Annotated in this window: 19 protein-coding genes and 3 pseudogenes; 9 read left to right on the top strand and 13 right to left on the bottom strand. The window is 65.9% G+C overall.

What is annotated here, in order from left to right:
* Window positions 1–75 precede the first annotated feature (75 nt).
* The 3 genes and pseudogenes from FHS42_RS39450 to FHS42_RS38400 all read left to right on the top strand — a co-directional run.
* Window positions 76–922: pseudogene (locus FHS42_RS39450) on the top strand (IS630 family transposase); the annotation flags it as partial.
* Entirely contained in the window at window positions 862–1365 is a 504-nt protein-coding gene (locus FHS42_RS37965; protein WP_312867173.1) for an aldehyde dehydrogenase family protein, read from the top strand. The pseudogene FHS42_RS39450 and the gene FHS42_RS37965, both read left to right, overlap by 61 nt.
* 315 nt (window positions 1366–1680) lie before the next feature.
* A pseudogene (locus FHS42_RS38400) lies at window positions 1681–1980 on the top strand (transposase); the annotation flags it as partial.
* On the opposite strand, the gene FHS42_RS35165 reads toward FHS42_RS38400, so the two are convergent.
* The 3 genes from FHS42_RS35165 to FHS42_RS35155 all read right to left on the bottom strand — a co-directional run bounded on the left by FHS42_RS35165 (window position 1953) and on the right by FHS42_RS35155 (window position 4238).
* The gene (locus tag FHS42_RS35165) at window positions 1953–3128 is read right to left on the bottom strand and encodes an MAB_1171c family putative transporter (RefSeq protein WP_184580274.1); all 1176 of its coding nucleotides are present in this window, start codon (window positions 3126–3128) and stop codon (window positions 1953–1955) included. The pseudogene FHS42_RS38400 and the gene FHS42_RS35165 overlap by 28 nt on opposite strands.
* Window positions 3118–3639, bottom strand: a complete 522-nt coding sequence (locus tag FHS42_RS35160) for a hypothetical protein (protein ID WP_184580272.1) — start codon at window positions 3637–3639, stop codon at window positions 3118–3120. Before FHS42_RS35160 ends, FHS42_RS35165 begins: the two co-directional genes overlap by 11 nt.
* A gap of 116 nt (window positions 3640–3755) precedes the next feature.
* The gene (locus tag FHS42_RS35155; RefSeq protein ID WP_184580270.1) at window positions 3756–4238 is read right to left on the bottom strand and encodes a helix-turn-helix domain-containing protein; all 483 of its coding nucleotides are present in this window, start codon (window positions 4236–4238) and stop codon (window positions 3756–3758) included.
* 684 nt (window positions 4239–4922) lie between these two features.
* Here FHS42_RS35155 and FHS42_RS35150 point away from each other — a divergent pair.
* Complete coding sequence (locus tag FHS42_RS35150) at window positions 4923–5165, top strand: hypothetical protein (RefSeq protein WP_184580268.1); 243 nt, start codon at window positions 4923–4925, stop codon at window positions 5163–5165.
* Window positions 5166–5568: 403 nt separating this feature from the next.
* Here the strand turns inward: FHS42_RS35150 and FHS42_RS35145 are convergent, their stop codons facing one another.
* Window positions 5569–6933 carry an MFS transporter gene (locus FHS42_RS35145; protein ID WP_221477179.1) on the bottom strand — a complete coding sequence of 455 codons (1365 nt, stop codon included), beginning with the start codon at window positions 6931–6933 and terminating at the stop codon, window positions 5569–5571.
* Window positions 6934–7882: 949 nt separating this feature from the next.
* On the opposite strand from FHS42_RS35145, the gene FHS42_RS35140 reads away from it, so the two are divergent.
* Window positions 7883–8719, top strand: coding sequence for a hypothetical protein (locus tag FHS42_RS35140; RefSeq protein ID WP_184580266.1), 837 nt, complete (start codon window positions 7883–7885; stop codon window positions 8717–8719).
* A gap of 209 nt (window positions 8720–8928) precedes the next feature.
* Window positions 8929–9828 carry a ParB/RepB/Spo0J family partition protein gene (locus FHS42_RS35135; RefSeq protein WP_312867172.1) on the top strand — a complete coding sequence of 300 codons (900 nt, stop codon included), beginning with the start codon at window positions 8929–8931 and terminating at the stop codon, window positions 9826–9828.
* A gap of 510 nt (window positions 9829–10338) precedes the next feature.
* Here the strand turns inward: FHS42_RS35135 and FHS42_RS35130 are convergent.
* Window positions 10339–10953 carry a PE-PGRS family protein gene (locus FHS42_RS35130; RefSeq protein WP_184580262.1) on the bottom strand — a complete coding sequence of 205 codons (615 nt, stop codon included), beginning with the start codon at window positions 10951–10953 and terminating at the stop codon, window positions 10339–10341.
* A 295-nt stretch (window positions 10954–11248) separates the two neighbouring features.
* Window positions 11249–12193: an ISAs1 family transposase gene (locus tag FHS42_RS35125; protein WP_312867171.1), complete on the bottom strand. Its 945-nt coding sequence runs from the start codon at window positions 12191–12193 to the stop codon at window positions 11249–11251.
* A gap of 118 nt (window positions 12194–12311) precedes the next feature.
* On the opposite strand from FHS42_RS35125, the pseudogene FHS42_RS35120 reads away from it, so the two are divergent.
* Window positions 12312–12479: pseudogene (locus FHS42_RS35120) on the top strand (IS701 family transposase); the annotation flags it as partial.
* A 101-nt stretch (window positions 12480–12580) separates the two neighbouring features.
* Entirely contained in the window at window positions 12581–13057 is a 477-nt protein-coding gene (locus FHS42_RS35115; RefSeq protein ID WP_184580260.1) for a hypothetical protein, read from the top strand.
* A 154-nt stretch (window positions 13058–13211) separates the two neighbouring features.
* On the opposite strand, the gene FHS42_RS35110 is transcribed toward FHS42_RS35115, so the two are convergent.
* The 4 genes from FHS42_RS35110 to FHS42_RS38905 all read right to left on the bottom strand — a co-directional run bounded on the left by FHS42_RS35110 (window position 13212) and on the right by FHS42_RS38905 (window position 15700).
* The gene (locus FHS42_RS35110; protein ID WP_184580257.1) at window positions 13212–13499 is read right to left on the bottom strand and encodes an NUDIX hydrolase; all 288 of its coding nucleotides are present in this window, start codon (window positions 13497–13499) and stop codon (window positions 13212–13214) included.
* A gap of 111 nt (window positions 13500–13610) precedes the next feature.
* The gene (locus FHS42_RS38910; RefSeq protein WP_312867170.1) at window positions 13611–13907 is read right to left on the bottom strand and encodes a hypothetical protein; all 297 of its coding nucleotides are present in this window, start codon (window positions 13905–13907) and stop codon (window positions 13611–13613) included.
* Window positions 13900–15225 carry a methyltransferase domain-containing protein gene (locus FHS42_RS35105; RefSeq protein WP_312867169.1) on the bottom strand — a complete coding sequence of 442 codons (1326 nt, stop codon included), beginning with the start codon at window positions 15223–15225 and terminating at the stop codon, window positions 13900–13902. The genes FHS42_RS38910 and FHS42_RS35105 overlap by 8 nt, the downstream gene beginning before the upstream one ends.
* The gene (locus FHS42_RS38905; RefSeq protein ID WP_312867168.1) at window positions 15206–15700 is read right to left on the bottom strand and encodes a methyltransferase domain-containing protein; all 495 of its coding nucleotides are present in this window, start codon (window positions 15698–15700) and stop codon (window positions 15206–15208) included. Before FHS42_RS38905 ends, FHS42_RS35105 begins: the two co-directional genes overlap by 20 nt.
* Window positions 15701–15720: 20 nt before the next feature.
* Here FHS42_RS38905 and FHS42_RS35095 point away from each other — a divergent pair, with 20 nt between their 5' ends.
* Window positions 15721–16245 (top strand): hypothetical protein, encoded by a 525-nt coding sequence (locus FHS42_RS35095; protein WP_184580255.1) that lies wholly within the window; start codon window positions 15721–15723, stop codon window positions 16243–16245.
* A 55-nt stretch (window positions 16246–16300) separates the two neighbouring features.
* On the opposite strand, the gene FHS42_RS38395 is transcribed toward FHS42_RS35095, so the two are convergent.
* From FHS42_RS38395 to FHS42_RS35085, 3 genes are all read right to left on the bottom strand, one after another.
* A complete protein-coding gene (locus tag FHS42_RS38395) occupies window positions 16301–16432 on the bottom strand; it encodes a hypothetical protein (RefSeq protein ID WP_281392941.1) in 132 nt (43 codons plus the stop codon).
* Window positions 16433–16558: 126 nt separating this feature from the next.
* Window positions 16559–17842, bottom strand: coding sequence for an IS4 family transposase (locus tag FHS42_RS35090; protein WP_184580253.1), 1284 nt, complete (start codon window positions 17840–17842; stop codon window positions 16559–16561).
* A gap of 108 nt (window positions 17843–17950) precedes the next feature.
* Window positions 17951–18581 (bottom strand): hypothetical protein (locus tag FHS42_RS35085; protein WP_184580251.1); only part of this gene is annotated, 631 nt, incomplete at its 5' end.

Genomic DNA, 18581 nt, shown 5'->3' with positions numbered 1-18581 from the left:
CCAACGAGTTACTAAAGTTGACCTCGTGGAGTCGCAGGGGCTGACGGTTCGTCGTCCGTGCGGTACCACCGATGCATGCGGTTTTCACAAGGAGGCGGGCTGGCCGTCGAACGGCAGCAGTTCCGCGAGGAGTTACGGCTCAAGGTGGCCGAGAGGTTCGCCCGGGGTGAGACGAGCTCGGTAATCGCGAAGGTCCTGTGGGTTAGTGTCCGCTCGGTGCAGCGGTGGTGGCAGATGTGGGACGAGGGCGGCCCACAGGCTCTGCGATCACAGGGACCTGCGTCGCTGCCGAGGCTGAGTGCGAAGCAGTTCGCCCAGTTGGAGGCGGAGCTGGCCAAGGGGCCGGCCGCACACGGCTGGGAGGACCAACGATGGATGCTCGCGCGGATCGAGACGGTGATCGGCCAACGCTTCCACCTGACCTACACCGTCAGGGGCGTGCGCAAGCTCCTGGTGCGCAATGGGTGGTCCTACCAGGTCCCGGCCCGACGGGCGATAGAGCGGGACGACGAGGCGGTGGCCGGGTGGGTCGAGGAGGTTTGGCCCTGCGCGGAAGACTCGCGGCGGTGAGTGGAGCAGGGCTCGTCTTCAAGGACGAAGCCGGATTCTCCATGACGCCGCCGCAGGCGAAGACCTGGTCGCAGTGCGGCCGGACCCCGGTGGTGCGCGTCCGCGGCCGTTCCCGCAGACGGGTACCCATCGCGGCGCTGACCTGCTACAAACCCGGCCACAGGTCCCGGCTGATCTAACGGCCGCGCAGGGACGACGGCCAAGCAACGGACGTAAGAGCTTCTCCTGGCGCGACTACCGGGGCCTGCTGACCGCCGCCCAACAACAGCTCGGCGGCCCGATCGTGCTCATCTGGGACGACCTCAACGTCCACAAAGCCGCCGGCCTCCGGGAGTTCGCCGAAGCCCGAGACCGGCAGGGGAACAGAAGCTGGGGAGGCACTGGTACGCCACCCTGGGACCGATCTCGTTCACGGGTTCCACGCCCGTCGGCAAGCGTATCGGGTCACTTGCCGGTGCTGATGTTAAGCGTGTAGCCCTAGAACTTGGTAGCAAGTCCGCCAGCGTCAATCTTCCCGGAGCAGACCTCGCACAGACTGTCCGCGCCGATGTCGCTGATGTCATGCGCAACGCAAAACAGTGCTGCAACACGTTGACGCGCACATTGGTGCATGCCGATGACCATGAAGAGGCGGTTCGGACCGTCGTCGAGGAGATTGCTTCCTATGTTCCCGGTGACCCGGCCGATCCCGAATGCCGCTTGGACCCTGTGGTAGGAGCGCCCAGCGAGAGGAAATCCGCGACTATATCCGTCGTGGCGTGGCAGGGGCGCCCGTCTCTTCGCGGGTGGATCTGAAGCCTCTGGAGGATGAAACAAGGGCCCCTACATTCGTCCTACAGTCTTCGCCGACGTCACTGCCGAGACGAGCATTGCTCGCGAAGAGATCTCGACCCACTCAAACTATCGGCGAGTTGCGCTACTCGATGCCCTTCCGCGCGCCGCCTGCCGGGCTTGCCCGGACCGGTCCTCATACAGGCAACACCGGCGGCCGGGGCCGGCCACCTGCTCTTGATGCCGCGTCCACTGCAGGAGTTCCAGGACCGTGCCCGCACCCTGCAGGAAACCCCCGCCTGAAGGACTCACTACGCGTAGCGCGGGGGCTGCGAGGCCACCGTCTCCGAGACCGGATACGCCCACGGCCTGCGCCGCTGCCGCTACTGCGGACTGGCAAAGACGCATGTCCAGCACGTCCTCACAGCCGCAGGCGCCAACATCATCTGCCTCAGCGAATACTTACTTCCCTCCCGGCACGGCCCCCAGGCCCCCACGGCCGCTCACCTCGTTCCAGCGGCTCTGCCAGAACACCGAGCTCCTGCCCGGCAGTTGGGCAGGCGAACATCACCAACAGCATCCGCTTGTGTGAGCCGAGAGCCACACCCTACTTACTTCCTATCGGATGTATTCGGATGAATTCTGAAGTCCCGGGCTGGGGTCGAGACGTAAGCTCGCGCCACGTCGAGGAGGAAGGCCATCTCGCTATCGAGATCGCCTTTGTCGAAGTTGACGAGACCGCCGGCGGACTGCTGGTGAGGCAAGCCAGCGAGCTTGGCGCTGCGTGCCCCCGTCATCACACACGCGAGCACCGTCGCGTCGACTTTGGCGTGAGCGACACTCACAGCGGCCACATGGCGGCGCGCGCGAGCCCAGGTACCGACGGCCACATAGTCGTTGAGGACGAGGATGGCATCCCGGGTCTCAATTATTTTGCGGTAGGCCAGCAGCCGCCAGGATGCCTGCGGCCACACGATCTCGAGCAGTCGGTGGCGGGGTTTGAGGAAAGCGACGTGCGGCACGGCCTGTACCAGGTCGCGCCACAGCGGCCACAAGTGCCAGATAGTGCAGATCTCTACGACGGCGCCCTGCACGGCCCACAGCGAGGGCGCCAGGAGGGCGATCGCACGTAGCAGCCCGTGCAAGTCCATGACGTACGGGAGGTACGGCAGCAGCCGATCGGTGTGAAACAGCAGGCTGATGAGCTGGCAGAGCCAGAATAAGCAGGAGAACGCGGTGCCGATTCCGAACATCCGTAAGCTTGCCTTGAGGACGGGGTTGGCCGTGCGTCTGCTGTACTGATGGCATAGGGAGATGCAAAAGATGTCCGCAGCGAGATGAACCGTAGTCAAGACGAGCCAATAGGCAGTGGAGGGAATCGGCGCTCCGTGGCCCGTTATGGCGTGTTCCCGGTGCGGTGGAGCCAGGGCATCCAGGGCCAGTAGGGATACCATGGCCAGGCCCGTCACGTAGTACACGCCCAGACGTAATCGGCGGTCGTCAATGGCCGCCGAGACGAAGTACAGGACTGCGCCCGACGAGAGTACTCCAATCAGGTTTCGTGCCAGGGCGATGGTGTGGACCCCCCCGGCGGTCTGGAGGGCGAACTGGGTCGCGGCGGGGAGCGTGAGCGTCATGGCCACTGCAGCGGTGGCCACAGCCAACCACAATCCGCGCTGCTCAGGAGTGCGCAGGCCGGCAGGGGCACGTAGTGCCAGAGCCAACCACAGGCAGCCCACGCAGATGTAGTCGAACCAGTGCAGAACGTTGGAGGGTTCAGCGTTCATCCGCGGCACGCGTCCCCAGCGCGGCTTCCAGTCGGCCCAGCACGCCGTGTGGAGATCTGGTGGCGGACTGTGAAGCGCGGAGACGCAGCAGACTGGCAAGCATCTCCGCCTCCTGTTCCTGGCGGTTGGTGTAGCTGGCGCGGCCGAGCAGCCGTTGCACCAACTGCGGGCTCAGATCGGGGAGAAGGGTTTGAGGCACCCCGCTGTGGCCTAGGTCCGTGCCCCAATGGTCAAACAGCATGTGCCCGATCTCATGCAGCACGATGTGCTCTTGGTGTACTCGGCTGGTGCGCTGTTCGAAAAAGATGTGGTCGTCGGTCTCGGTGGCGAGCCACATGCCGCAGATGTCGTTCCGGATGTCCTGTTGTGGCAGCGGATGCAGATGCAACGGACGTCTTCGCTGGACGGACAGCTCCTGGCACAAAGCATCGATGGTGAAGGGATTCGGCACACTGAGTTGGTCCAGGACCGGCTGGCAACGCTGATGTAATTGAGCGTATTTTTTCGGCATACGTCTCCCAATAGCCCTGCTGAAGATCGGTCGCTTTCGGGACACGTGCGATCCGGAACGCCAGTGACATAACAATGGACCCAATCTCACCCGGGTATACCGAGGGGAACGCTTCCTCAGTCATGGGAGTCGGCTGCGGGGAGACTTGGATGGTTTGTCGCCGAGAGGTTCTGCAGTTTGCGGGCCTCGTCGACCATAGTGAGTAGGGCGTCCAGGCTGGCAGGTGAGAGTCCCTCGGCGCGCAGCGCCAGACTGCGGATCTTGATGTCGCGCAGTGCGGTTGCCAGCATTAGCTGGGCATTGACCCGTTCCGACACCTCGTCGTTGAGGAAATATTCGGGTGGTACCCCGAAGAACTGCGCCAGAGTGTCCAGCTGTTCCAGCGTGAGGTTGCGTTTCTTTCCGGTGGCCAGTTCCCAAAGATAGGTGGCGGAGATGGTGCCTCCGGTCGTCTCACGGATTTCCTTGGCGAGCCGCGCGTAACCGGGACGGGTGCGCTCCTCGGGATAAATCATCTCGATCAACTTGTTGAGACGCTGCTCAAGTTGCAGGAGCAGCGGACGGTCTTCCTTGCCGCGTGCCGATTCGTTACTGCGCATCTCTCGCCCTTCCCGGCAGATGTCTCCCAACGAAGGCAGGAGCCAACCCGGCGTCTGCCAAGAGGAAGGAAGTCTAGTGTCTCGTGATTCTGTTTGTGGTACCGGAGGCGGTCTGTGATCGTTGAGTCTGGTACGGATCTCACCTCTGAACAGATGATTGAATTGCGGGAGTTGCTGAGATGACCCGGCCATCGTGGCGCTTCGCGCACGGATCGTGTTGTGGTTGGCTGAGGGACGCCGGCGCAAGGACATGCCGAGCTCGCCAGTGTGGCATCGCTGACGGTCGGCCGCTGCAAGGCCCGCTATGCCGAGCGGGTTTTGGCCGGTTTGGAAGCGTTACGGCGGGCCACCTGACCAGGTGCCGCCTCGGGCATGGGGCCGGGTGATTGCGCTGACGAGGATGTATTCGCCGGCCGATTCGGGGCTGTCGCACTGGTCGATGCGAACTTTGGCCGATCACTTGAAGCGGCGTGAGGGTGTCGCGGTGTGCTGGCATTACGTTGCCCGCATCTGGCGTAAGGGGAATCTGAAGCCGCACCGCTCGGGCACCTTCAAGATCTCGACAGACTCGGCGTTCGCGGAGAAGGCCACCGATGTCATTGGCCTATACCTGGCCCCGCCTGGTGGCGCCGTCATCCCGGAGAGGAGCGACCAGGCGGACAACCGGAAGAAGAAAGTCTCGTTGTGCGCCGCGTCCGCGACTTGGCGAAACCCGCCACTATCGGCGAACAGGGCGAGCTGTTCCCCGTCTGGCGCTACCACCCCTTCTTCACCGACAACCCCGCCCCCACGTTCCAGACCGAGCGTGAACACCGCCACCACGCTGTCGTCGAACAGGTCATCGAGGACAGCAAAGTCGAAGCTTTCGCCCACTTGCCTTCCGCCCACTTCCACCCCAACTCTGCCTGGCTCACCCTGTGGACATGACATACAACCTGTTACGGGCCACCGGCGCCCTGGCCTCGGCCTTCCACGCCAAGGCCAGTAATGTCACCCTCGCTCCCGCCTGGTCAACGTCCCCGCCCGGATCGCGCGTGCCGCCCGGCGGCTCACTCTGCACTTGCCCCGGTGATGGCCCTGGCAACACGCCTGGAAAACCTGTTCGACACCGTCCACGCACCGCCCGAACCGGCCTGACCTTGCTGTCCACTCCGCCCAACTGGGCCAACCGGAGATGAAACCGTGGGAAAGCCGGGCAGGCTGGTAGACACCCCCCATGCCTGCATCCAGTTGGCAGCACCACACTCGGCTCACCGAACCTCAAAAATCGGCTTCACAACCGGCCGATGGATCAAGGCTAAGTCTGGCCAATGACGTTGCCCCAAGGAAACTACTCTGGCGCATTGGTCACCTCCCGGCGGGGGCGTGCTGCCGCCGCGGCAGCGGGGCGGACGGACGTCAGAGCCAGGAGGCAGGAGGCTGATAGGACGGCCAGGAACGCTTGGTAGAGCGCCACCAGCCATAGCGAGCCGTGCCCCGCCGCGACCAGAGCCTGGGCCAGGGCCGGCGCAGTGCCCCCGAACACCACACCGGCCAACTGCTGGGCTAAAGAGATCGCGGTGTAGCGTACCTGGACCGGAAAGGCATCGACGAGCAGGGCGGCGACCACCGCGTAGACGACAGCGCTGGCGGACTCCAACCCGCATACTCCCAGCGCGATCCAGACCAGTGAACCGCTCCCCAAGGCTAGGACAGCGAGCGGAACCCCGAGCAAGTACAGAGCCAGCCCCAGGGCACAGATGCGTGCAACCCCCAAGCGTTGGGCGGCTATTGCAGCGACGGGCTGGACCAGGAACCGGGCGACAGCCGCGCATAGCACCACGCCCAGCACTTTCTCCCGGGGAAAGCCGATGTGCACGGTCGCCCAGGACAGCACGAAGGTGCCAGCCAGATACGTCCCGGCAACCGGAACGGCGCAGGCCCCGACGCACACCGCCATCTTCGGGAAGTGCCGCTGTAAGGTGTCGCGCACCGGGGCGGGTGCCACCCGCCGCTGCGCCGACAGTCTCTCGAACTCCGGAGATTCGGGCACCTTCAGCCGTATGACCAAGCCGACGGCCATGAGGGCGGTAGAGAGCAGGAAGGGGACCCGCCAGCCCCAGGCCAGGAATTCGCCGTCGCCCAGTCGTGAGAACGGGAGGAAGACCGCGCTGGCCAGGATTGAGGCCAGCGGGGCCCCTTGCTGCACCATAGCCGTCAGGATCACCCGGCGTCCCTGCGGCGCATGCTCACCGGCCAGCAGCACCGCGCCGCCCCACTCGCCGCCGACTGCTACCCCCTGGACGAGCCGCAGAGCGCACAGCAGCACCGGAGCGGTGATCCCCGCCTCCTCGTAACGAGGCAGCAGTCCGATGCCTGTGGTAGCCGCCCCCATCAGCACAAGTGTCGCCATCAGACTGCGTTTTCGTCCGAGCCGGTCCCCGAAATGGCCGAATAGCGCTGCACCGACAGGACGGCCTAGAAAGCCAACCCAGAACGTCGCGAACGATGCCAGCAGACCGGTGGCCTGCTGCGCTTCGGGAAAGAACAACTCTGGGAAGACCAGGCTGGCTGCGGTGGAGAAGACGAAGAAGTCATACCACTCGACCGTGGTTCCCGCCAGGCCGGCGAGCCCCGCCTTGTGGGCGAGGGACAGCCAGGGTCGTCGTCGAGTAGGTGTGCGCGGGGTCCGGCGCATCATGCTCCAAGAGATCATTGCGAGGGACGGTTGTTCGTAATGGGAGTAACTAATCAGCAGCATGCGGACGCGGCGACCACTGCCGTAGAGCGGCCGTAGCGCCTGACACAATTCCGAACTGTCCGTCTGGGCGGACGACTTGACGGTATATCGTCCGCTCTGTAGCGTCTGGGGCTGTCTACGCACGACCCCGTGTATTGCACTCGTTGCCACACCGCGCACGGGGCGCGGGAGCACCGACGTGTCAGCACACGATGCACTGTTGACGGCGATGGGACTGGGGCGGCCAAACTGCGCTGCGGCTCATCGAGCACCTTGCAGTGAACGCGTCGCTGGTGCCGAAATGCCTCGTCTTACGGTGAGTCTTCCTTGCTCGGAGCCAGATCTGCGCTGAGTGTCACCCAGCGCTCGGGGTACGGAGAGGGGTACCGCGCATGCCCGACGTGTTGGCGGGCGCAGCACAGAAGCACCGTGCGGGTGGTAGCGAAGGGGAGCCTTGTCGCGCGAGGTGGATGCCTGTCAACTCCCTTCTCCTGCAGCACCTTTCATGCCTGTAGAGGGAGAACGCCCTGGTCGAGGTGCGGACTGTGCTGCTGCCGATCATGGTGGGCTGCCCCACGAGACGGGTCGTCGGCGGTGTATACCGGCTGTGCTGCGCGGGGACGCCGGGTACATCGCGACCCGATTCGTTGAGGGCAGCGCACCGGGCTTCCGTCCTCGCCGTCAGGCCGAACCCTGGGTGCAGCATGACGCTTTCATACACCAGCCGCGCAGCCGCCCTGGGCGTCATGGCCAGCCATCTGCTCCGCTTCTCTCTTTCGGTGCGCTCATCTTGAGATTGGGTTTGGCGTTGCGACGCCGCCGGATGACCTTACTTGTAGCCAATGCCCAGGCTCCTAGGGCTGAGTAAACCCATGCAAGCCTTTACGTCATAGGGAGGGTAAATGGAGTCGGAAGGCCGTTGCGCGTGAATGGTTTATTCGGTCAGATAATAGACAGTGTATCCGTCGCTTCGTTGATTACGACGGACTTGCCACGACTGGCTGGGGAAAACACAGAGAATGCGCGCACGCTTGCCCAGTCTGGACATGAAGCTCCCTCGATCATTGTGTACTGCTCGTCGATGCCAATTATCGCCGATGAAGTGCATCGACTGAATTCCGTGAATTCACAGAGGTGGGGTGCAATCGATGTCAAGTTCTTCGATGGCAGAGAGAAGGACGCGTTTGTGTTTGCTATGGAATCCAATGCGCAACATGGCTTACCGCTGCCCCTGCCCGAGCGCGCAGCGGCGACAGAACGCATCGTCAAGCCGCATCCAGAGCGGTTTGATCGCGCGATTGCCGCAGCGACCAGCCTGATGGCCAAGATCGTCGCTGCAATCTGCCAGCGGTCAGCAACTGAGGAAGTCCCCCAGTTGCCCAGGCGGATTGGGTGGGACGACAAGGTCCGACCGGCCGACAGGGTGGAGAGGCGCAGGTATGCGAGCACTCTGCTCGTAGAGAAGCCCCACGCCTTACTGCGTGACGTGCGCCAGCGCCTTAGCGTAACGATGTGCCCGTCCCTCTCCCTCCGGAGCAAGGCTGAGCTGAATGCCGCACAGAAGATCCGCGCCGCGGTGGGCGGTGGGGCTGGCTGCGATTGGGGGCTGGACGAGAATCGGCAATGCAAGCTCTCATGCAGCATGCGGGACCCGCAACTCGCAAGGGGGGAGCAGGGGTTCATGGGACCGAGTGAACCCGGCCAAGAAGGACTCGGCCAGAAAGAATGCAACTCCATCGTGTATAGGGGTATCTGGCAATGAGTGCAATGAATATTGAGTCGCTGCACTCTGAGGCCATCCGTATGGCGTGTGGGGCGTACACAGGTCCGTCGCGGCATCCGGAGTCTTCCCCGGCGGCCACTGTGCCGATCGCGCTGCTGCTACCCGCCGATTCACCACGGCTGGCGGGTGAGAACTTGGAACACGCCCGCGCCCTCTCGGCTTCGGAAACGGAGTTTCCGCCTATCATCGTGCGCCGTTCGACGATGCGGGTCATCGACGGAATGCATCGCCTCAGGGCGGCGCAGATACGGGGCCATTCGGAGATCGCGGTTCGCTTCTTCGAGGGCTCCGAGGCCGATGCCTTCGTGCTGGCTGTGGAGTCGAACGCCGGGCACGGACTGCCGCTGACGCTGACGGAGCGGACGGCTGCTGCCGCGCGCATCGTCCTCACTCACCCTGAGTGGGCAGACCGCGCCATCGCTTCGGCGACCGGCCTGTCGGCCACAACCGTCGGTGCGTTACGGCGCAGCGAGGGGGCGGAGAGTCCCGCACCCGCCGCTCGTATCGGACGGGACGGCAAGGTTCGTCCGCTGAGCACAGAGGAAGGACGCAGGATGGCGGGGAGTCTGATCACCGAATCGCCCGACGCGCCACTGCGGGAGATAGCCAAGAAGGCCGGGATCTCACCGGGGACCGTGCGGGATGTGCGTGAGCGGCTGCAACGGGGGGAGGACCCGGTGCCTGCCACGCGCCGGTCGTCGAAGCCCGGCAAGCAGGCACGACTGACGGGTGTGGCGCAGGATCGGCCGGAAGGGCGGGGCCAGGTGCGACCCCACGAACAGTCGCGGTCGCAGCTGGCGGACGGCTCGTCCGCGCCCACCCCAGAAAGTGCGGCCGAAGAGTTGACCCAGGTGAATTTGGACGTGCTCTTCCGGAATCTGTGCAAGGACCCCTCGCTGAGACATACGGAGATGGGGCGCCTGCTGCTGCGGATGCTCGATATGCAGTTGATGGGTGCTAAGTGCTGGAGCGGAATCACCCAGGCCATTCCGGCGCACCGCACGGAGATGGTATCTGCCGCGGCTACTCAATGTGCCCGAGCCTGGGAGGAGTTCGCATCGGAACTGGCATTGCGGCGGTTTGCTTGAGCTAAGCTCATTCTTTTTCTTCCGGCCTCGAACGGTGTCTCGAACTGAGTCGCCCACCAGGGGATTCGCCGGACACGGGGGCGGCCTTCGTCTGCTCATGTGCTCCGACCAAGGTGCGCGTGACCAAGACGAAGGCCGTGAGAGTGAGTCTGCTGCCTGATGCTGTCCGGAAGGGAGCGTGACGGAGCAGTGGTCTTCAGGGGGCTGGGCTGCTTTGGTTTGGTGTCCCGCCTTTGCCGTCAGGGCTGCTTCAAAGTCCTGGTGATCATGTGGTTGTGCAGGTCAGGCGGCCGTAGTCGCGGGGCCGTGTCGGACACAACGAAGCTCCGGTTGTCCGGGGTGACCTTCCCAAGTCGCCCTGAAGTACCGGAGCTTCGATATGCCGTCAGTCTGGCCAAGATCGCATCGAGATTGTGCGCGTGCGACGCGTACTGGCCTCGGCTCCGCATCTCTGCGGTCAGCGATCGGCCGCGGTGGCCGTACGGCATTTCGAGGTGCTCACCCGTGCGTTCAGCAGGGCAGGGTGGTCTTGCCCGCCGCACCGGTGGCTCCGGTGGTGCCGTCCGCGGTGAGCGTGGCGGGGGTGCCGTTGCCGCCGTTTTTGCCCGGGCACACCGGGCTGGCGGCGCCGCCGGCACCACCCGTACCGCCCTTGAAGCCGCCGCCGACCTTGGAGGCGCCTCCGTTGCCGCCCTTGCCGCCGGCGATGCCCGCACCGGCGTTGCCCGCGCCGCCCACACCGCCCACGCCGCCCTTGCCGCCGAGAGCGGCAGCGCCGCCCGCGCCCCCGTTCCCGCCGTTGCCGTTGGCGCCGCCGGCGCCGCCCGCGCCGCCGCCCCCGCCGACGCTCGCCGTGCCGGTGGCGTTGCCGCCCGCTCCTCCGTTGCCGCCGTCGCCGTTGGCACCCGCGGCGCCGCCGGTGCCGCCCAGCCCGCCGAGCCCACCGAGGAGTCCGACGCCGTTGGCACCATTGGCACCCGGAGCGCCGAGGACGCCGAGGGCGGCCCGGGCGCCGACCGGACCCGATTGCGCGGAAGCGAGAGCGGGGGTGGCGGTGAGCCCCGCTACGGCGATCGAGGCGATGAGGAAGGTCCGGGCAGTGGTCGTGGTGCGCAGGAAGCGCATGACATACGTCCTTCGGTTTGTGCGGAAGGAGAGATTCCCCTACCGACACTCAGCAACGTAGAGAGGTAGGAGGCATTCCAACATCCTGAACGATGATCAAATGTCTTTAAATAGAGCGAATCATTAAACTTTGGCTGTAAATTGATAGGTTCGAACCTGTCATGGCTGACGCAGCGCCCTGCCTTTCGCTTTTTCGTCACTTGCAGCAGTCCGTGAACCGGGCGGCGTGAGTCCGCAGTGACGCAGAGAGGCCAGGGCTGATTCAAAAATCCTGCTCTGTAAAGGGTGTTGCTGTTCAGGGCAGTCCGATGAAGTCAAGTGGGCGGGTGTGGGGCTTGTAGGAGAGGTGGCGGAGGCCGGCGGTGATGCTGTGATGGTCTGCGGTGCGCAGGGTGCTGATCGTGAAGTTGCGCAGGGTGGCCATGTTGGCCGGGCCGTGGCCGGTACGGATCTTCGAGGCACCTTCGGCGAAGGTGGTGTCCCGGACGTGGTGCACGGCTTCGATTTTCCACTGCGAGCGGGTGAATTGGGCGATGAGCTGCGGGGACGCGGTGGTGGAGGGCAGGTCGGTGATCACGTAGACCGTCTTGCGGGTGGCCTTCCCGCTCCTCACGTCGACGCGGTGACGCACAATCTTCGCGGTCTGGGTAACGTACGGGAAGTCCAGGGCCAGGCCGGTGACGGTCAGCGCACGGACCGAGCGGGTCTTCCGGCGGCCATGTCCCCTCCCGCGGTCGTAGCGGCGGGCGGTGACCTGCTTCCACGGCAGCGCGCGCAGGGCCGTGTGCAAGGTGGGTTGGTTACGCTTCACGACCAGCAGATAGTGCCCCTTCTTGGTCTCCACCAGCCACTTCGCGTGCTCCCGGCAGGCATGCAGGGCATCGGCGATCACCGTGACACCGGTGAGATCAAACGGGGCCAGCAGCGGCGTGAAGCCGATGACCTCAGTGGTCTTATCCGGCACCCGCAGCTGGGCCACGACATGTCCACCGGGCAGGACCGCCGACAGTAGATGAGCTGCCGCGGTGGTATCGATGCGCGAGCCCCTGGCGCTCTCGCCGTCCACCGCCAGACACCTGGCACTCGTGGGATGACGGCCGAGCAGATCGGCCAGGCCGCCGGGGCACACCAGCGTCAGCACCCGGCGGATCGTGGAAGCGGCCGGGGCCCGGCGCACACCGAGCGGCCCGAGCGCCCGCGCACCCAGCCGGGCCAGGGCATCCTGCGGCGCGCTCGCCACCCACTGCCCGACAGGTCACCTTGGACAACCGGAGCTTCGTTGCGCCCGACACGGCCCCGCGACCACGGCCGCCTAACCTGCACAACCACACGATCACCAGGACTTTGAATCAGCCCTGGGCCTGGGCCTGGACCACTTCGAAGGCCGGTCCTGGCCCGGTTGGCACCACCACATCCCCCTCGTGACCGCCGCCTACGCATTCCTCACCGAACAACGGCTGGCCCCAAAAGCACCCACACTGACCTCACCCTCTACCAGACCCTCGACGCCCTCCAGGACATCCTGAGGTGCTGGACGGGCATCTGCACCACCTGCCAACAGCCCCTGCCCAACAGACCGCACACGACACCAAGACCGAGACAGACCTAACGGAGTCCTACTTAGGGGATGGGAATGATGATGGCGAATGTGCTTAGCCGGCAACTTATTGAGATTCTGGTGGACTACAACGGGTTCTCGTTGCAGGAGGATGATGATGGGGAGGTGCCCATCGTGTATCCCGAAGGGCGTGCTGAGTTAGGCGCAGCTTTTCTGGTTGCACATCGCCTTCGAGTTGATGTGGAGAGTGCCGGTCACACGCATTGGGCTCCGCTCACTGTGGAGGTCTGGGATGGGGAGCCGCCTATTGACGATTCGCAGGCGTGGGAGGAGAAAAGCGAGGTGACGCTTTTCTCGACTAGCGGACAGCTTGCGGTGTGGGTATTTGCCGGGCCGGAGGAGGAGCGCATCGATTTGGGTCGGGCTCAGACGACGTGGAATTTGAGAATGTACAGCGCGGGGCGCGGGGAAGTAGCGCGCTTGGCTGAGCTTGAGGTCCCAGAGGGAGTAGAGAGGTATCTCGCACATTTTTGGGAGGCTACGTGAGTACGGGGCTGGGCAGTGGCCCAGCCCCGTCAATCCCTAGAGAATTTTCACCAGAAAGGCGTCGACCAGGGGTAGTGGTAGGTCGGGCGAGCGGTCTGCAGAACGCCGACGCGGTCCAAGACCGTGGGGGCGATGGGGTGGCCGTTCTCCAGGACTACCGTGCCGCCGGCGTTGACCGGGCCCGCAGTGCGGACAGGGCGCGCCGGGCGTCGGGCGAGGAGAGCAGGTCGGGGTGTCGTGCGGGCTCGAAGAATCCGATCGCGGTGATGCCGCCCGGGGGTAGCCGGATTTCACCGATCCGGACGTCGTCCCAGGTGCCGCCGTTGAAAACGTGCAGGATCTCGCCGGAAACCGCATGGCGGCAGGCGCACTGACGCTGCCGGGGGACCCAGCCGACGGCCAGGCACTGGACGACGGGGGCGGTGCCCTCGAGTTCCTCCATGAGCGCACGGGCGGCCGAGCCGGCGGGGGACTCGCCCTGTCGATGGCACCGCCAGGCAGGAGGCATGTGTCGCGGCGGTCGACGTGCTGGACCAGGACCTGCCCGAGCTGGTTAGTGATCAGCACGGACGTCCCGGCCCACAAAGCGGCCGAGGCCCGCGAAGCGCCGTAGGCCTCGTCGCTCATTCGGGTGCCGGGCAACTCGCCGGGGACGGATGTGGTGGTCATGGCTCTCCGGTCCGCCGTCACCAAGGACGGCGGTGACCCGGCCGCTGCCGGCTTCCGCACACAGCCGTTGTGTTCGCTGCACCACGTACCGGTCGACATCCACAGTCACCACCCGGCCGCGCTCTGCCAGGATGTGCGCCAAGAGCTCCGCGTTGTACCCGCCGGATCCAACCTCAAGCACGGCCGCCCCCGGGCGTCAGCTGGAGTTGCTCGGCCATGTCGGCCTGGAGCCAGGCGGCGCTGACCGAGCTGGTCGCCCGGCCGTGCTCGTCCCGGCGGGTGACGACGGCCAGGTCGTCGTCGCAAACGATCTTGAGGTCCGTCTCCGGTGCGAACCGGTGCCTCGGCACCGTGCGCAGCGCCTCTTGGACCACGGCGGAGGACGTCCAACCGCCCGCGATGACGGCATCTGCCATGCGGTGGCGCAGCCGGACGGCTTCGGCCGGTTCCCCGGGCACCGGCGTCAGTTCGGTGGCGGTCGGGTAGACGTTGACCGGCGGCAGGCCGGGGATGACACCGGGCCAGACGGCATCCAGTGCCTGGGCGCTCGGGGTGAACATCGGGCCGAGACACCCCAGAGTGTGGAGGTCGTGCCATTCCCAGCGGGTGAACTTGTGCGGCTCCGCGGTGGTGAGGGTGCCGGTGAAGCCGGCGATACGGATCACGGCGGTCAGCCGCGGGACACCTTGGGCGGCGTCGGTGAGGATGGTCACCACGATGGCGCCGGTGGCGTGCAGGCCGGTCTCCTCGGCGAGCTCGCGCACCCCGGCTCCGTCCAGCGGCTCGGCACCCTCGATTTTCCCACCCGGGATTTCCCACATGCCGCATTTGGACCAGCCGAGCAGAACGCGCCCGTGCTCGTCGGTGACGACGGCCAGCGGCCCGGCAACGGCGTAGCCGGTGGCCGGCACGGACCGTTCCATGGCGACCGTTTCCGCGCACGGCCCGCGCAGGACCAGTGCCGCCGAGTCGCCGACGGCGATGCGGTGCACGCTCGTCCATCCGCAGGTGAGGGCGCTGATCTCATCCTCGTCCAGTGCGATGTGCCGCTTCTCGGCGGAAGTGCTCGCGGCCAGCGGGGTGATGACCAGCATGGTGCCGCCCTCGCGCAGTCGGCGCCCGAGCGTGTGCAGGACACGGGTGCGGTCGTGCAAGAAGGCCACCGAGAGGCGGAACACCACCAGGTCATAAAGGTCGTTGCCCAGCGGGGCGGGGTCGTCGCGTTCGATGTCCAGGCACAGCCACCGCACCTCCGCGTCGGGGTGGTCGGTACGGGCCTGCTCCAGGGCGCCCTCGGCGAAGTCCGCTCCGTCGACGGTGTACCCGAGCGAGGCAAGGCACACGGACACCTCGCCCGTTCCGCACCCAACGTCGAGCGCGCGTCCGCCCTTGGGCACCGGCGCGTGCTCGACGAGCAGGCCCTTCTCCTCGTCCCCGAGCCGCCGGAAGCCTTGCCCCTGGGTGTAGTGCTCGGACCAGTCAGTCCGGGTGATTCCCAACCGTGTACGACACGAAGATCCGGTCGAACTCCCGCCCCGGAACGCCCTGTTCGCCTGAGCCGCACACCACCTCCGGACGGAAGCCGAGATCGGCCAGCCGGGCCGCGGCCGCGTCGGTGAGGCGCCGGTACCGGTCGAGGGTGACGACCCCCTGGTCGCCGCAGACCTGGTAGGCCACCGCGGCGGTCACCCCCGCGCCCGTCCCGACGTCCAGCACCCGCAGACCCGGACACAGATCCAGCTCCTCCAGCAGCGAGGCGGTCAGACCCATCACCGTCGACATCGACGTGATCGACGCCCCCGACCGCATCCCGCGCACCCGGCCCAGCAACGGCTCCCCGTCGTGCTGGACGAGCACACTGGCCCCGCCGTACAGCAGCCCAACCAGCTCGAGGCGGTCCTGCGGCGCTGACCAGTCCAGCCACGCGGAGTGAGTGCCGAGTGGACCGCCTGCTGGGCAACTCTCCTTGGGCACATGCTGGCATCGTACGAGTCATGAGAACAGCAGGAACGACACCGGAACCGGAATCCTCAACAGGGAGTGGCCTCACGTCTTTGGGTGAGGTGGCCTGCCGTTATCAGGCGGATGAGATCCGCCCGGAGGACCTGCCGATGATTGTTGCCGAGGCACTCGCGGCCGGGCTGGACACCCCGACGTTGTGCGAGCTCGCCGGTTTGCCTCGCAACGCGGATGCCCGCGATATCCGCGATGCCTTCGAGCAAGCACTCTCCGAGGCCGGAATCGAGTTGCCTGATCCTGGCCTGGCACAGCGCCACGCTCTGCGTCGGCTGGCGGCGAGGCTAATCAATGGGGAGATCGCTCCCGCCGGCCTGGTGACGGATGGCTGGTGGGAGACGGAGGTCGAAACCGTTGAGGAGCGATCGTTTGTATCGTTGATCCCGCAATGCGGGTGCTGCATGGAGTACACGTTGGGGCTCGACCAGCAGACGTGGGCGTCCGAGCTGCGGATCGCCGCGCTCGCCCTGACATCGTCTCCGGCGACCTGCCCCGGCTGTTGACTCTGCCCTGACGGCATGCTCCCCCCATCAAAGGCGTGTACTGGTCGAGCTGACTTCACCGGAGTGGCTGTTCAGCGGCCTGGTCTAGCAGGGCCCGTGCGGAGTCCGCGTAGCGGATGGCGGTCTTTTCGTCGATGCCGAAGACGAGGGCGAGGTGGAGGGGGGCGGCGCCGTGGGTTAGGGCCAATGCCGTTCGGTTAGTCGTCTGGCGGGCTTGGTGATGCGTTGATCTTGATGTGGACGGCGGTTCTGCGGGTTCGGTGGTCGGTGTGGCGGCCGACGGCGCGGTACTTGGAGCTGATCGCTCGTTTCTTTACGCGGGGTCGGGACCGGTCTCGGCGGGCGGGTAGGAGGCCGTTGAGTATGGCGGTGCCGATCTGTCCGACGAGGTCGGTTTGGGTGTGGATGATGCCGCGCCGGCCTTGATGATCTGGTCGCGTGCCGTGTTCAGCGCGATGGTGAATGCGGCGCGGTCGGGGTCGATGTCGGGCCGGTGCAGGACGGCGTCGCTCATCGCGGTGCGTAGTGCCTGGTAGGCGAGCAGAAGTGCCCAGGTTTCCTGGGTGAGGGCTGCCGGGTGGCGGCCGCGCAGGACTCTGCCGCCCAGGATGGTCGATTTCAGCTCGCAGTAGCTGGTCTCGATCTCCCAGCGTTCTCGGTAGAGCCTGACCAAAGCGGTGGCGGGCGCTTCGTCGGGGTCGAGCAGGCTGGTGACGAGCCGGTAGGTGTGGTGGGTGGCACTGTGCTTGCTGGTGCCGTCGGCAGGGGTGAGGGTGATGGTGGCCTCGATGACACGGACGGTGACTTCACCTATGCGGGACAGGAACGTGCCGTCGGGCAGACGACGCAGGGTCGGCAGCTTGAGCGCTGTGCTGTGGGTTTTGGCCCGGATGAGGAAGTCCGCGCCCGTGGACGCGACGGTGCCCACGAACGTGGTGGCTGAGAAGTTCCGGTCACCCAGCAGCAGCATCCCGGGCCGGAGTGCTGCGGTCGTGCCCGCGGTGGTGACCAGCTCACGGGCGTAGGTCAGCTCGCCGGTCGCGTCGGTGCCGAAGGCGGCGCCCATGAGGGTTCGGGTCCCGCAGGCCATCAGCGTGACCAGACGCAGCATCGGGTAACCGGCGGGCCCGTTCGGTCCGGCCTTCGCCTTGGGGAACACCAACAGGTTCGCGGGCGTGTCCGGCAGCGCGATCTGGGTGCCGTCGATCGCGACCACCAGCCTGCCAGCGAACCGTGCCACTTGTGTCGCGGTCACCGCTACGGGGCCTTTGACCAGGTCGAACAGCGCTTTCAACGGTTTGGGACCGACCCGTCGCATCGCAGCGGTGATCGATGAACCCGCCGGTATGGGCAGCGGCACAGACAGCGAGGCGGTCAGCCGGGACCAGATCCCCGTCCAGCCCATCTCGGTGAACAACGCGCCAGCGAGCAGAAGGTAGACCACCACCCGCGACGGCAGCCGCCGCACCCGCTGCTGCAGGCCACCTGCGGACGCGAGCGCCTCGTCGACGAGATCGAACGGAACAACCTGGGTCAACTCGCCCAGGTGCCCCACGGCGAACACGCCGGGAGCATGCGTAATGACAGAATCAGACACTGCAGCCCTTGCAGAGGAACACGAGTCTTGGCGGACCCGAGAACCACTACAAGGGCTGCACCCGTATCACCAGCCGAAACGCCGAAAGTTGCACCGCCGATCAAACCTCTAACCGAACGGCATTGGGACTAGGGGCATTTTGGCGCGCCTGCGGTAGCGGCGGCTACGCGGCGCCTGCTCATCGTCAACAGGCACCCCGAACAAGGCGGCGGTGACGAGGCGGTCAGCCCATCGGGCGTGGCCTTCGACGACGTGATCGCGCGCCAGCTCACCGATGCCGTGCAGGTGGGGCAGTAGCGTGACCCACCGGCGATCCCCACCGGTGGCCAAGTTCTGCGCGTGATGCACCAGTTCGTGCGCCACCGTCTGCCCCATCACCTGAGGGTCTGCCAGCAGACCGGTGTGACGCAGGGCCTCCGCGCTCACCAGCGTCTCGCTCCTGCCGGTCGCCCCGGTGACCGTCAGCCCCATCGACATTACCCACGCCGCCCGCATCATCACCCTGGTGACCTTGGGGGCCGCACGTAGGCGGGACACCTCGGCAGGTGGGCATTCCGCCAGGTCATGAGCACACACCCGAGCCACGCTCGCGACGGCCTCCGCACGCCACACCTTGGGGATAAGGATGCGAAAGACGGGCTCCGCCGGCAAGGTCAGGCCAGTGATCTTCTCCACTAGTGGACCTGCGGTCTCGATGAGATCGTGCAGGCGAGCGGCCAGGTTTTCCTGCTGGTGCGTC

Source organism: Streptomyces zagrosensis, from assembly GCF_014203645.1.
GTDB lineage: Bacteria > Actinomycetota > Actinomycetes > Streptomycetales > Streptomycetaceae > Streptomyces > Streptomyces zagrosensis.
This window is presented reverse-complemented; position numbering and strand designations above follow the sequence as displayed.

Coding starts and splice junctions, on each gene's coding strand:
- FHS42_RS35155 (WP_184580270.1), bottom strand. CDS start 4,238: ATGCGCAGTAACGAATCGGCACGCGGCAAGGAAGACCGTCCGCTGCTC.
- FHS42_RS35160 (WP_184580272.1), bottom strand. CDS start 3,639: ATGCCGAAAAAATACGCTCAATTACATCAGCGTTGCCAGCCGGTCCTG.
- FHS42_RS35145 (WP_221477179.1), bottom strand. CDS start 6,933: ATGATCTCTTGGAGCATGATGCGCCGGACCCCGCGCACACCTACTCGA.
- FHS42_RS35130 (WP_184580262.1), bottom strand. CDS start 10,953: ATGCGCTTCCTGCGCACCACGACCACTGCCCGGACCTTCCTCATCGCC.
- FHS42_RS35165 (WP_184580274.1), bottom strand. CDS start 3,128: ATGAACGCTGAACCCTCCAACGTTCTGCACTGGTTCGACTACATCTGC.
- FHS42_RS35110 (WP_184580257.1), bottom strand. CDS start 13,499: ATGGAGGAACTCGAGGGCACCGCCCCCGTCGTCCAGTGCCTGGCCGTC.
- FHS42_RS35115 (WP_184580260.1), top strand. CDS start 12,581: ATGGGAATGATGATGGCGAATGTGCTTAGCCGGCAACTTATTGAGATT.
- FHS42_RS35095 (WP_184580255.1), top strand. CDS start 15,721: ATGAGAACAGCAGGAACGACACCGGAACCGGAATCCTCAACAGGGAGT.